The sequence below is a fragment of the Chryseobacterium lineare genome (assembly GCF_977014045.1).
This window is the reverse complement of sequence record NZ_CDRNIQ010000001.1, coordinates 1,451,151-1,466,278: the sequence shown is the minus strand read 5'-3', so window position 1 is coordinate 1,466,278 and position 15,128 is coordinate 1,451,151. Positions and strand designations below refer to the sequence as shown.

The window sequence follows — 15,128 nt, the reverse complement described above, 5'->3', positions numbered from 1 at the left end:
CCTGAAAGGGTTCAACAATAACAACAAAAAATTAAAAATTATATGAAAAAGATAACAATGAATCCAAATTTTCTAAAAAACAAAACCAGCATTTTTGCTACGCTGGCTTTACTTTCTGTAACCAGTTTATCAGCACAGACTTTTACCGATTTCCAATATAAAGGAAACGACAAAATATATAACAATAATCCGTTAAAATCAGACGAATTCTATTCTCCGATTCTTCAGGGCTGTTACCCAGATCCAAGTATCACCAAAAAAGGCGAAGATTATTACTTGGTAAATTCTTCATTTTCAATGTTTCCCGGTGTTCCGATTTTTACTTCCAAAGATTTAGTGAATTGGAAACAGGTTGGTCACGTTCTCGACAGGCCTTCTCAGCTTAAAGTAGAAAAAGGAGGCGTTTCTCAGGGAATTTACGCACCAGATATCAAATACAACAAATACAACGACACATTTTATATGATTACCACGCAGATTGCGGGTGGAGTCGGAAATATGGTCGTGAAAACCAAAGACCCTGCAAAAGGCTGGAGTGAAGTTCAAAAACTGAATTTCGACGGAATCGACCCTGCTATTTTTTTCGATGATGACGGAAAAGCCTACATTGTTCATAACGACGCTCCCCCAAAAGGAACAGAGCAGTATCAAGGTCACCGCGTCATCAAAATGTGGGATTACGATTTGGAAAAAGACCAGGTTGTGGCAGGTTCAGATAAAATTATCGTAAACGGAGGCGTCGACCTTTCTCAAAGACCAATTTGGATTGAAGGCCCGCATTTGTACAAATTTAAAGGAAAATATTACCTGATGTGTGCCGAAGGTGGAACAGGAGGTAACCACAGCGAGGTTATTTTTATGGCAGACTCTCCGAAAGGACCGTTTATACCGGCTAAAAACAACCCGATTCTTACGCAAAGATATTTCCCGAAAGACAGAAAGGAAAAAGTGGATTGGGCAGGTCACGCAGATTTGGTGGAGGGTCCAAACGGACAATGGTATGGCGTATTTTTAGCGATTCGTCCCAACGAAAAAGGACGTGTAAATCACGGTAGAGAAACATTCATTCTTCCGGTTGACTGGAGTGGAACATATCCTGTTTTTCAAAACGGTTTGGTTCCGATGAAGCCAAAATTGAAGATGCCGGAAGGTGTTCAAAATCAAAACGGACAAAACGGGTTTTTCCCGAACGGAAATTTCACATACAATGATAGACTAACTGATAAAAATCTGGATTTCCGTTGGATTGCAATGCGTGGACCTCGTGAAAATTTCATTACGGCTACGAAAAATGGAGTAAAAGTAACTCCTTTTGAAACCAATATTAAAGCGTTAGCTCCGGTTTCTGCATTATTTCACAGACTGCAGCACGAAGATTTTGAAACTTCAGTAACATTAGATTACAAACCGAAATCTGACAAAGAATTAGCTGGAATCACGCTCTATCAAAGCGAAAGATTCAATTACGTTTTCGGAGTTACAAAGAAGGACAAAGACTTCTATATCGTATTGGAAAGAACCGAAAAAGGGACTTCAAAACTGATTGCAAGCGAGAAAATTTCATTGTCTAAAAATATTAAATTCCAGGCTGTTGGCGAGAAAGATGACATCAGTTTTAATTATTCTTTGGATGGTAAAAACTTCAAAAATTTGGGTGGTCCGGTTTCCGGAGACATTCTTTCAACAGATGTTGCAGGCGGTTTCACAGGAAGTTTAATCGGTTTATACAGCACTTCGTCTAACGATATTGTGCCGAATTAATATTGAAATAATCACATACGATATCAATAGGGGCTTTAGCCCGTTTTCAAAGAAGAATAGTCAATTTGGCTTTAGCCAAAATTTAAGATAATATGGGCTTTGATATGATAAGCCAGTTTGAAGTAAACAGTTAGTATTAGCAATGTTACACTGAGCTTGTCGAAGTGTTTTTAAGATTGATTAAAATAAATTAAATCAAAGCCAAAATATCAAAACCGTGAATATTAAAAAATCATTTTATATAGTTTCTTTTTTGGGATTTATCGGGCTGAATCATATTTCAGCCCAGATAAACCCTTTTCACAAGAAAGTAACAGACTTTAAAAATCCCATCATTTGGGCAGATGCACCGGATTTGTCCATCACCCGAAACGGTGACGATTTTTACCTGATTAGCACCACGATGCACCTGATGCCGGGCGCTCCGGTGATGCATTCTAAAGATTTGGTCAATTGGGAAATGTCGAGCTACGTTTTCCAAACTCTGAATGACAATTCTAAATACGATTTGCTGAACGGAACTGTTTACGGACGAGGACAATGGGCGTCATCCATCCGTTTTCACAAAGGAAAATATTACGTTTTGTTTTCCCCGAATGACGAGCCTTTCAAGTCTTATTTTTATGTTTCCGATAATCCTGAAAAAGGAAACTGGAAACTGCTGACCAGAACCAGACATTTTCATGATGCTTCTTTGCTTTTTGATGATGACGACAGGGTTTATGTTTTCACGTCCAACAAAGTTTTTGAGCTGAGTCCGGATTTTAAAACTATTATCGGAAACCCGGATGGAACAGAAGTTTTTCAGAAAGATGCTTCAGAAACCGGACTTTTAGAAGGCAATCAAATCATTAAAAAAGATGGCAAATATTATATGATGATGATTTCCTGGCCGAGAGGTGGAAAACGCCGTCAGGAAGTGTACAGAGCCGATAAAGTGACCGGACCGTTCGAGAAAAAAGTCATTCTTGAGGATAATTTTCTTGGATTTTCTTACGCCGGACAAGGTGCTTTGATTGATGATAAAAATGGCAATTGGTATTCACTGATTTTCCAGGATAGAGGTGGAGTGGGGCGCGTTCCGATTTTGATTCCTGTAAAATGGGAAAATGACTGGCCTGTTTTAGGAGATAATGGTAAAATTCCTTTAAATGGCGAGGTTCCGCTTCCTCCATTTAAACCAAAAAATAACATCGTAGAAAGTGACGAATTTTCTGATAAAAAGTTAAAAATCCAATGGCAGTGGAATCATAATCCTGTGAATGAAGCCTGGTCTTTATCCGATAGAAAAGGGTTTATGAGGCTGAAAACGAGTCGTATGGTAGATAATCTTTACGCTGCTCCGAATACTTTAACTCAAAGAATGACCGGTCCAAAATCAAGTGCTATTGTTGCATTAGATTTGAAAGGAATGAAAGATGGCGATGTCACAGGTTTCAGTGCGTTCAACGGCGATTCTGGGGTTTTATCGGTGGTAATGGAAGGCAATAAAAAATTTGTTGTTTTTTCAACCAATGAAGTCAGTTTAGACAATAAAACCAAGGCGGTTACGGATGTCAAAAAAGATGAAAAAAAGAGAATTCCGTTAAACTCAGACAAGGTTTACTTTAAAATTGATGCCGATTTCAACCTCGGAAAAGATTTGGCAAATTTCTCATACAGCACCGACCAAAAAAACTGGACGGAAATGGCGAAGGATTACAAAATGATTTTCGATTACCGAAGATTTTTTATGGGTTCCAAGTTTGCGATTTTCAATTATGCAACCAAAAATCTTGGCGGTTTTGTTGATGTTGATTTTTTCAGAGTCAGTAAAAGTTCAGAGTAATAAAGGCTAAATTAATTTTTTAGGATAGCTTATCCGTTTGAAATTTATCCTGAGCTTGCTAATGGCTCTCAATCTTTTTGTAGACGATTTCAGAATAAATAGAACTAAAGTAATGCAAAAAGCTCCGCTCAGGTCGGGCTACGAGCGTTCGGTATTTAAAAAGAATAAAAACTAACGCTCTGTAGGAACAAACTGTTAATAGATAATTCTTACAAACCATAGCAAAGTCTCGTAGAGGCGACCTGTTAAAGGTCACGAAAAACTAACAATAAAAATGTAAAAAAGATAAAACCTTGCCAGTATTATTTTTTTGTCTAAATTAATAAGTGTAAAAATTACAAATAAAAATATATGAGAAATTCACTAGTATTGACTATCGCTTTTTTGTTGTCGGGACTGTTTGTTTCCGCTCAAAATACTGAAAGACAGGCACCGCAAGGTTTCGATGTTGAGAAAAAAGATATTCTCCACGGAAAAATTGATTCTATACAATACGCATCTAAAACTGTAGGAACTATAAGAAAAGCATTGATTTACACACCGCCGGGATATAAAAAGGGTAATAAATATCCGGTTTTATACCTGCTTCACGGCATTGGCGGAGACGAAAAAGAATGGTACAAAAGCGGAACGCCTCAAATCATTTTAGACAATCTCTACGCGCAGGGAAAACTCACGCCAATGATTGTCGTTTTGCCCAACGGAAGAGCGATGAAAGACGACCGTGCGACCGGAAATATTATGGCAAAAGACAAAGTGGAAGCCTTCGCAACATTTGAAAAAGATTTGCTGAACGACCTGATTCCGTTTATCGAAAAAAAATACTCCGTAAAAAAAGACCGAGAAAATAGAGCAATTGCCGGACTGTCAATGGGTGGCGGACAAACCCTGAATTTCGGACTTGGAAATATCGATAAATTTGCTTGGGTCGGTGCTTTTTCCTCGGCTCCAAATACAAAAGAACCTCAACAATTACTCCCGAATCCTGCCAAAGCTAAAGCATTAAAACTGCTTTGGATTTCCTGCGGCGACCAGGACGGACTGATGCCGTTCAGCAAAAGAACCAGCGATTATCTGAAGAAAAATAAAATTCCACACATCTTTTACATCGAACCGGGCGGTCACGATTTCAAAGTCTGGAAAAACGACTTATACATTTTCTCACAGCTCTTATTCAAGTCGGTTGATAAAACACAGTTCGACAATTTTACCGTTTTGGGAACGCCTGCAGCAACCAATATCAGGAATGCCCAATATCCTCAAATCCTTCCCGACGGAAGGGTGATGTTCAAAGTGAAAGCTCCAGAAGCGCAAAAAGTTCAAATCGATTTAGGAAAAAAATATGACCTTAAAAAAGACGCTGAAGGCTTCTGGACGGGAACGACCGAGCCTCAGAGTCGAAGTTTTCATTATTATTCTTTGTTAATTGACGGTGCTGCGGTTGCAGATCCTTCAAGCCAGACATTTTACGGAATGGGAAGATATGCCAGCGGAATCGATATCCCTTTTGACGGCGATGATTTTTATGCTTTAAAAGATGTTCCGCACGGTGACGTAAGAATTAAAAATTTCTATTCTAAAGTCACTAACTCGTGGCGAAGGGTTTTCATCTATACACCACCTGGTTACGACCAAAATACATCTGAATCATTCCCAGCTTTGTATATTTTACACGGTGGTGGCGAGGACGAAAGCGGTTGGGCCAATCAGGGCAAAACCAATCTGATTTTGGATAATCTGATTGCGGAAGGTAAAGCCAAAAAAATGGTCATTATTATGCCTGATGCCAATATTGGTCAGGGCGGAATCCGAAACTTTGGCGAGCGTAATCTTCAGATGTTTGAAAAAGAACTGAAAGAGTCCATCATTCCGTTTGCAGAATCCAATTACAGAATTAAAAAAGGTAAAGAAAACCGTGCTTTGGCCGGGCTTTCAATGGGCGGAATTTACACCTTGTATGCCGGGATTCAGAATTCAGATATGTTCACTAGTCTGGGCGTTTTCAGTTCAGGATATATGTTGCCGATGCTTCAGGATGTTGCCGATAAACAGTACAAATTTTTAAGTGAAAATAAATCTGCCTTTTCATCAAATGTTAAAAATTTCTGGATCTCAATGGGCGGAAAAGACGATATCGCTTATGAAAATGGTCAGAAAATGCTGAAGGAACTGGATAAAATCGGAATCAATTATTCGTACAGAGATTATCCGGGTGGTCACAGCTGGCCGGTTTGGAGAGACAGTCTTTATGAGTTTGCGCAGGAGCTTTTTAAATAATCAAACTTAAGCCAACAGACTGTTAATATTCTAATCTAAAAAGTCATAAATCAATGAATTTCAATAATATAAAAATAAAAACACTCATTATCACGATTGTTATTGTGTCGGGAAATATCAATGCACAATCTTATCAGAAAACAGATTCAGGTTTGAAATTTTCTGCCGATAAGATGAATGTTGAATTGAAATTGTATGGAGAAAATACGATTAGAGTTATTAAATATCCTTCAGGAAAATCATTTGAGAAAAACAGCTTGTCTGTCATTAAACAAGAACAGAAAACTAAATTTTCAGTTTCAGAAAATGACCATATTATTTCATTAAAAACGAATGATTTACAGCTTTTTATTGATGCTAAAAATGGAACGATTACTTACAAAACACCATCCGGAAAAGAACTTCTGAAAGAAAAAGGAAGTGATTTCAAAACTTTTAATGACGCCGGAAATCCAACTTATTCTGTAACCCAATCTTTTCAATTAGAAAAAGAAGAGCCAATTTACGGCTTGGGAATTCTTCAAAACGGAAAATTATCCCAACGGAATCAGGACATCAGAATGGTGCAGAACAATACTTGGGATTTCGTACCTTTTTTCCAGTCTGTAAAAGGTTACGGCGTTTTTTGGGATAATTATTCTCCGACACAATTTACCGATAAACCGGATAAAACATCATTCTCTTCGGAAGTTGGAGAAGGTGTGGATTATTATTTTATCTACGGAAAAAATGCGGATGGCATCATTGCCGGAATGCGAAATCTGACAGGAAATGTGCCAATGATTCCGTTGTGGACTTACGGTTATTGGCAAAGCAAAGAACGCTACAAAAGTCAGGATGAATTGGTAGATGTGGTAAAAAAATACCGTGATCTGAAAGTTCCTTTGGACGGAATTATTCAGGATTGGCAATATTGGGGAAACAATTACCATTGGAATGCAATGGATTTCATCAGCCCCGATTTTCCTGATGCCAAAAAAATGATCAATGACATCCACGGAATGAATGCGCATTTATCTGTTTCCATCTGGTCGTCATTCGGACCGATGACGAATCAATATCGTGAAATGGATAAAAAAGGAATGCTTTTCAATTTTAAAACCTGGCCGGAATCAGGCAGAGAAGTCTGGCCTCCGGATATGAATTATCCTTCCGGAGTGCGTGTTTACGATGCCTACAATCCCGAAGCCAGAGATATTTATTGGAAATATCTGAACAAAGGCGTTTTCAGTCTTGGCGTAGACACTTGGTGGATGGATTCTACAGAACCGGATCATCTTAGCCAGAAACCCGAAGATTTAGATACCAAAACATATTTAGGCTCTTTCAGAAAAGTTAGAAATGCGTATCCGTTGATGGCTGTTGGTGGCGTTTATGACCATCAGCGGGCTACAACGAGTGATAAAAGAGTTTTTATTTTGACAAGATCTGCCTTTGCAGGACAGCAACGTTATGGCGCAAATACTTGGTCGGGTGACGTCAATTCTTCCTGGGAATCGTTGCGAAATCAGGTTCCGGCTGGTTTAAATTTTAGCCTTACCGGTAACCCTAATTTCAATTCGGACATCGGTGGATTCTTTGCCGGAAGTTACAAAAAAGGCTGGAGCGAGAGTTCAGGTTCAAAAAATCCGATGTTTCAGGAATTGTACGTTCGTTGGCTGCAATACGGAACATTCACGCCGATGATGCGCTCTCACGGAACTGATGTACCAAGAGAAATTTACCAGTTCGGGCAAAAAGGCGATGTGGTTTACGATGCGATAGAGAAATTTATCAAGTTGCGTTACACTATGTTGCCGTACATCTATTCTGTTTCGTGGGATGTTTCCAAAAATAATTCGAGTTTTCTGCGCGCGCTTTCGATGGATTTTTCATCAGACAAAAAAACCTGGGATATCAATAATGAATATCTTTTCGGTAAATCATTCTTAGTTGCGCCAATTCTTAATCCTCAATACACATCTGAAAAAATTGTAAAAACAGATGAAAATCAAGGCTGGGATAAAAAAGAGGAAAGCAAAGAAAATACACTTTCCAATGTAGATTTCACACAAAATAAAACCGTGAAAGTTTATCTTCCGGCAGGATCAGACTGGTTTGATTTCTGGACGAATGAAAAACAAAAAGGCGGTCAGGAAATTCAGAAAACGGTTAATCTTCAAAGCATTCCGTTGTATGTGAAATCGGGAAGCATTATTCCGTTTGGTCCCGATGTTCAATATGCAACAGAGAAAAAATGGGATAATCTTACCCTGAAAGTCTATCCGGGTTCAGATGCAGATTTTGTATTGTACGAAGATGAATTCGACAATTACAATTACGAAAAAGGCGATTACACCGAAATTCCAATGCATTGGAATGACAAATCCCGTACACTTACCATTGACACTAGAAAAGGAAAATATAAGGGAATGATTGAGAACAGAAGCTTCACCATTATTCTTCCGGATGGTCAGCAGAAAATGGTGCCTTATTCAGGTAAAAATGTTAAAGTTATTTTTAAATAATGATAAAACTTTAAGTAGTAGTCGACAACGGCGGTTACGAAAAAACTATTTGAAAATGGATGAAAGTTCTTATAAAAGATAAAATTAAAATATGAAGATTTTAAAAAATATTCTCGCATTCTCATTATTTATTTTTACTTTGAATAATGGATTTGCTCAATCTGAAAAAAGCAAAACTTCCTTACAGAAAGAATTTCGCTACACCAATCCAATTACGAGAGATTCCGCCATTTCGATGCGCGATCATTTTATTATTAAAGTAGATGATATGTGGTATTGCGTGGGAACTTCCAACCCGGTCTGGACAGGCCCGAATCCCGGTGTCCGAATGTTGGTTTCTAAAGATATGATCAACTGGAAGCAGCATTCTTTTATCATTGATGCCAAAAAACTTCCGAAAGACACGCCTTACAACGGCAGATTCTGGGCTCCGGAAATTCATTTTATTCAGGGGAAATATTGGCTTACCGTGAACAGCGGAAAAGTTACCAAAGAAGACCCGAAAGGAATGGCGACGCACAGCGTTTGGTTGTTTTCAGCAGATAAAGTGACCGGTCCTTACAAATTGGTCAACGGACCTTTGACGCCTCAATATAATAATGATTCAACCTTGTTTGAAGACGAAGACGGTCAGGTTTACTTGTATTGCAGTGGCAACGGACTTTTTCAGGCTAAAATTGATTTGAAAACAGGGAAATTAACTACACCTATTCAAAAATTTCTCGACAAAAAACAACCCGGATGGCCGGAATGGATGGTTGGCGGAATCGAAGGACCTTTCGTCATCAAAAAAGAGGGTACTTATTTTATGTTTTTCTCCACCTGGACTCGAGGTTATGAAGTTGGTTTATTGAAATCAAAATCACCTCTTGGACCTTGGGAACTGGCATCACCTGAGCCTATTTTCGGAACTCGAAAAAAAGGTTACAGAACCGAAATGGCAAAAGAAAACGGCTACGATAATCTATTTTTTACAGATACAGAAGATCCTTATCAGGAAACCGGACATAATGCACTTTTCATCGGTCCCGACGGAAATCTCTGGAATTCCTGCCATTATTTTATGTACAAAAAAAGACCGTATCCATACAGTCAGACTTTCCAGCCTTGGGAATTAGGTCCGCAAATGGGAATCGAACCCGTTCATTACAAAGACGGAATGTTTTACATTACAGGTCCGACGTGGACAGAACAAATCATTAAATATTAAATTCAAAAAAACTAATTATGATTAAGAAAACATTTTTAAAATATACTTTAAATATAGGATTACTGCTGACAGGATTTTCGCTGTCTGCCCAAAATCCCATCATTCAGACCAAATTCACGGCTGATCCTGCGCCGATGGTATATAAGGACACCGTTTTTCTATACACCAGTCACGATGAAGATGATGCATTCGGATTTAAAATGAAAGATTGGCTGTTGTATACTTCGACCGATATGGTCAATTGGACAGACCACGGCGTTGTGGCTTCATTAAAGGATTTCAAGTGGACTGACCCTGAAAATGGAGCGTGGGCGCCTCAGGTTATCGAAAGAAACGGCAAGTTTTATATGTATTGCCCGATGCCCGGACAGAGAGGAATCGGTGTTTTGGTAGCCGACAGTCCGTATGGGCCTTTCAAAGACCCAATCGGGAAACCGTTGGTTAAAAATTCAAGCGATGATATCGACCCGACGGTTCTCATTGATGATGATGGACAGGCTTATCTGTACTGGGGAAATCCCAATTTATGGTACGTAAAATTGAATAAAGATATGATTTCTGTGGATGGACCGGTCGTAAAAGACCCTTCGATTGCCAAAGTCAAAGGTTCTCCCGATCCGTTTCATTATCAGGAAGGACCGTGGGCGTGGAAAAGAAACGGAAATTATTATATGGCGTATGCGTCCACTTGTTGCCCGGAAGGAATTGGTTATGCGATGGGCAAATCGGCAACCGGTCCGTGGGAATTCAAGGGAATGATTATGGACAGCGACAAACGCTCCAATGGAAATCATCCCGGAATCATAGATTACAAAGGAAAATCTTATGCCTTCGGTTTCCATTACAATCTGGGAAAACAAACAATAAGCAAGCATTATGAGCGCCGTTCCATTTGTGTAAGCGAAATGACTTATAATGCCGATGGCACCATTCAAAAACTGCCGTTCTGGAATCCTGAAGGCGTGAAAAGAATCGCAACTTTGAATCCGTATGAAAAAGTTGAAGCGGAAACCATTGCGTACAGTGAAGGTTTGAAAACAGAAAAAATGACCGAGTGGGAAAGGAATAATCCTTACGACACAGGCAAAAAAATTACCGATCGTCTCGTGGTTTCATCAATTAACAACGGAGATTACCTCAAAGTTCAGGGCGTTGATTTTTCAAAAGGAACAAAATTTATTGAAGTATCAGTTGCCTCAATGAACGGTGGAAGCATAGAAATCCACACCGATGCTGTTGACGGACCCATATTAGGAACCGTTCAGGTCACCGGAAAAGCGGAAGGCGATGTTTTTAAAACCATAAAATCTTCGGTAAAAAATATAAAAGGCGTACACGATGTGTATTTCGTATTCAAAGGGAGCAAAGACCTTTTCTATTTTGATTGGTGGAAATTCAGTGCAAATTAAAAATTACACAGACACTTCGACTTCGCTCAGTGTGACATTTCATAGTAGACGTTTGAATTTTAGTGGAGTCGAAGACTAGGTGAAGTTATGGACAACTCTATATTTTTTAAACGCAATAAATCATCTTAATTAATTTCAAAAATGTACAGATTTAAACTCTTTATTCTCAATTTTCTCATTGCCGGATGTTGTTTAAATGCACAATCCATCGTTTGGCTGGACCAATTGGATTTGAGCGTCGCCACGCAAGGTCACGGCAAACCCGGAATCAATACTTCTGTGGATGGAAAAAAAATGACGATTGCAGGCGAAACTTTCGACAGAGGTTTTGGAACGCACGCTGAAAGTTCCCTGTTGATTAAATTAAATGGAAAAGTCAAAAAATTCTCAGCTTTGGTAGGAATTGACGACGAAATAAAAGGACAAAATCCTGCCGTCGAATTTGAAATTTATGGTGACAACAAAAAACTCTGGTCAAGCGGAATTATGAAATTGGGCGACAAAGCGAAACCTGTTTCTGTATTATTGAAAGGAATTAAACAATTAGAATTAGTCGTTGCTGATGGTGGAAACGGCCCGTATTACGACCATGCCGATTGGGTGAATGCGAAATTTGAAACCATCGGAATCAATACGCTGGAAACATTCAATCCAATTGCTTCGGAGCCTTATATTTTAACCCCAAAACCAACTCCGACCCCAAAAATTAATTCGGCAGGCGTTTATGGTGCTCGTCCGGGATCACCTTTTCTTTTCAGAATTCCCGCGACAGGCGACAGACCAATGATTTTTTCGGCAAACAATCTTCCAAAAGGTTTAACAATAGATTCGGAAACCGGAATTATTACCGGAAAATTGGATAAAAAAGGAACTTATGAACTTGTCTTGAATGCAAAAAACGCAAAAGGGTCAGCTTCAAAAAAATTAAAGATAGAAATAGGCGACAGAATCGCACTCACGCCAACAATGGGCTGGAACAGCTGGAACTGTTTCGGACACGAAGTTTCTGCTGATAAAGTAAAACGCGCAGCCGATGCTTTGTTGAAATCCGGCTTGGTCAATCACGGTTGGAATTATATCAATATTGATGATTCCTGGCAATTTAACAGAGACGGAAAAGATCCGTCTTTTAAAGGAAAAATGCGGGATGAAAACGGTTATATTTTAACTAATTCCAAATTTCCTGATATGAAAAATCTCGGCGATTACATTCACGGAAACGGTTTGAAAATGGGAATCTATTCTTCGCCCGGACCGTGGACTTGCGGTGGTTGCGCCGGAAGCTACAGTTATGAAAAACAGGACGCAGAAAGTTATGCCAAATGGGGCGTGGATTATCTGAAATACGACTGGTGCAGTTACGGCGGTGTGATTGACGGTTTGCCTGATAACGATCCGAACAAAGTTCCTTCACTGGCTTTCAACGGCGGCGGAGATTTGGATAAAGGTGTGAAACCATTCAAATTGATGGGCCGTCTTTTGAAACAGCAACCGAGAGATATTGTCTATAACCTTTGTCAATACGGGATGGGCGATGTCTGGAAATGGGGTGACGAGAGCGATGCGCAATCCTGGCGAACCACCAACGATATTACTGATACCTGGGCAAGTGTAAAAAACATTGCATTAGCACAGGACAAAGCCGCGCCGTATGCAAAACCCGGCAACTGGAACGACCCGGATATGCTGGTTGTCGGCATTGTAGGTTGGGGAAATCCGCACCAGAGCCGTTTGAAACCCGATGAACAGTATTTACATATCAGTTTATGGAGTATATTTTCTGCGCCGTTGCTAATTGGTTGCGACCTTGAAAAACTGGATGATTTTACCTTAAATCTTTTAACGAATGATGAAGTCATTGCCGTTAACCAAGACGTTTTAGGAAAACAGGGTGTTTGCCTGCAGACGATCGGCGAACTTAAAATTTATGTCAAAGAACTGGAAGACGGCGGGAAAGCGGTGGCTTTTGCCAATTTCGGAAGAGAAAAAGTAAAGATTTCTTACAAGGATTTCAAATCGTTAGGAATTTCGGGAAATCAGGTTGTGAGAGATATCTGGAGACAAAAAGATATTGCAAAAATCAATACAGATAAGGAAAATCTGGCTTTGGATATTCCGGCGCACGGCGTTTCTTTTTATAAATTCATTTCAAAATAGTTCAGTGAGAAATCCAAATCAAAATGAATAGCATCAAAAATCATATCGTTAAAAATATCTTCCCAAAAACAATTCTGTTGATGGTTTTGTTTGGTTTTTCTTATTGGATTTCAGCGAATAATTTGATGGTGAAATCTCCCAATGAGAAAATTATAGTTAGTCTTTTCAACTTAAATAATACCGAAAACGGGAAATGGTCTTTGAATGTGAAATTTAATGATAATGGAAAAATTACAGAAGCCATCTCGGCAATTGATTTGGGATTAATTCTTTCCGAAGGCGTTTCTTTTGATGAAATGAAATTAATGAAATCGTCAAAACTGCTTTTAATAAAGGAAAATTATTCGATGCCTCACGGAAAATCTTCTCAAAGACAAAATGAAGGAAATGAAGTTGTTTTTACCTTTGAAAATACAGAAAAGAAGAAATTAAATATCACTGTTCGGGTTTATAATGACGGCATTGCTTTCAGATATTCACTGTCAGGAAAGGGAAATTTCACCGTTCAGGATGAATTGACTTCCTATTCTGTCAACCAGGAAGCCACACGTTGGACAGAAAAATGGAATCCGGCAAATGAAGGACTTTATGCATCAATGGTTGGCGACAAAATTCAGCAGGAAGAGTGGTGTTATCCGGCACTTTTTCAGACCAAGGATAATTGCTGGTTTTTACTGCACGAATCGGCTGTTGATGGAACTTATTGTGGTTCTAAATTAAGCAACAAATCAGATAAAAATAAATATAAAATCACGTTTCCAGACCCGAAAGACGGTCGCGGAAAAGGAGAATCTTTGCCAAAAATCACTTTTCCGTGGAAATCTCCATGGAGAGTCATCATCCTTGGGAATCTTAATGATATTGTAGCTTCCACTTTGGTGGATGATGTTGCACCGCCTTCGGTCATTAAAAATACGGATTGGATAAAACCGGGCACAGTTTCCTGGAATTATTGGTCGAGTAATCACGGGACCAAAGATTTCAAAACGGTTTGCGAATTTGCAGATTTGGCGGTTGCGATGGATTGGCCATACACGTTGCTCGACTGGGAATGGGACTCGATGGGAAATGGTGGAAACCTGGAAGATGCTTTGAAATATATTCATTCCAAAGGCATCAAACCTTTGATGTGGTACAATTCGGGTGGCGACCATACATGGGTTTCTTCTACGCCAAAAGACAGAATGCTTACGCACGAGAATCGTATGGCAGAATTTTCAAAGCTTAAAAAGCTAGGCGTTGCTGGTGTAAAAGTAGATTTTTTCGAAAGTGAAAAGCAGGATATGATTCAATATTACATTGATATTCTGGAAGATGCTTCTCAGTTTGAAATGATGGTGTATTTTCACGGCTGTCTGGTTCCGAGAGGCTGGGCCAGAACGTATCCGAACCTGATGACGTACGAAGCGGTTCGCGGTGCCGAATGGTACAACAACGGTCCTGAATTTACCGCAACTGCGCCTGTTCACAACACCATTCTTCCTTTTACCAGAAATGTGGTTGGTTCTATGGATTACACACCCGTAACATTTACCAATTCACAGTTTCCACATCTGACTTCTTATGGTCACGAGTTAGCCTTAAGCGTTTTATTCGAATCTGCACTTCAGCATTTCGCCGACAGACCGGAAGGTTATTATGAATTGCCTGATGAACCCAAGAAATTTTTAAGAGAAATTCCGACAAGTTGGGACAAAACACTTTTATTACAAGGCTTTCCCGGGAAAGAAGTGGTGATGGCAAGGAACAAAAATACGCAATGGTACATCGGTGGAATCAATGGGGAGAATACTGAAAAAATGCTCAAAATTAAGTTTCATTTTCTAGATAAAAATAAAAAATACAAACTGAGATTAATCAAAGACGGGAAACATGATAAACAGCTTTTAACCGATAATTCTGTCATAGAAAGTACGGATTCTATCGATGTGAAAGTGTTGCGACAAGGCGGTTTTGTGGCGGTGATTTCTCTTCTGTAA

The 15,128-nt window shown here is 39.3% G+C and carries 8 protein-coding genes; all 8 read left to right on the top strand.

Going from position 1 to position 15,128, the window contains the following annotated elements:
• The first annotated feature begins 42 nt into the window (after positions 1 to 42).
• The 8 genes from ACWNCI_RS06395 to ACWNCI_RS06360 all read left to right on the top strand — a co-directional run bounded on the left by ACWNCI_RS06395 (position 43) and on the right by ACWNCI_RS06360 (position 15,128).
• The gene (locus ACWNCI_RS06395; protein WP_449387634.1) at positions 43 to 1,761 is read left to right on the top strand and encodes a glycoside hydrolase family 43 protein; all 1,719 of its coding nucleotides are present in this window, start codon (positions 43 to 45) and stop codon (positions 1,759 to 1,761) included.
• Between the two features lie 217 nt (positions 1,762 to 1,978).
• Positions 1,979 to 3,589: a glycoside hydrolase family 43 protein gene (locus ACWNCI_RS06390; protein WP_449387633.1), complete on the top strand. Its 1,611-nt coding sequence runs from the start codon at positions 1,979 to 1,981 to the stop codon at positions 3,587 to 3,589.
• Between the two features lie 351 nt (positions 3,590 to 3,940).
• Entirely contained in the window at positions 3,941 to 5,866 is a 1,926-nt protein-coding gene (locus ACWNCI_RS06385) for an alpha/beta hydrolase-fold protein (protein WP_449387632.1), read from the top strand.
• Positions 5,867 to 5,919: 53 nt separating this feature from the next.
• Entirely contained in the window at positions 5,920 to 8,373 is a 2,454-nt protein-coding gene (locus ACWNCI_RS06380) for a glycoside hydrolase family 31 protein (RefSeq protein WP_449387631.1), read from the top strand.
• Between the two features lie 91 nt (positions 8,374 to 8,464).
• Positions 8,465 to 9,583 carry a glycoside hydrolase family 43 protein gene (locus ACWNCI_RS06375; protein WP_449387630.1) on the top strand — a complete coding sequence of 373 codons (1,119 nt, stop codon included), beginning with the start codon at positions 8,465 to 8,467 and terminating at the stop codon, positions 9,581 to 9,583.
• Between the two features lie 17 nt (positions 9,584 to 9,600).
• Positions 9,601 to 10,992 (top strand): glycoside hydrolase family 43 protein, encoded by a 1,392-nt coding sequence (locus tag ACWNCI_RS06370; protein WP_449387629.1) that lies wholly within the window; start codon positions 9,601 to 9,603, stop codon positions 10,990 to 10,992.
• A gap of 141 nt (positions 10,993 to 11,133) precedes the next feature.
• The gene (locus ACWNCI_RS06365) at positions 11,134 to 13,149 is read left to right on the top strand and encodes an NPCBM/NEW2 domain-containing protein (protein ID WP_346985071.1); all 2,016 of its coding nucleotides are present in this window, start codon (positions 11,134 to 11,136) and stop codon (positions 13,147 to 13,149) included.
• A gap of 23 nt (positions 13,150 to 13,172) precedes the next feature.
• Complete coding sequence (locus tag ACWNCI_RS06360; protein ID WP_449387628.1) at positions 13,173 to 15,128, top strand: glycoside hydrolase family 97 catalytic domain-containing protein; 1,956 nt, start codon at positions 13,173 to 13,175, stop codon at positions 15,126 to 15,128.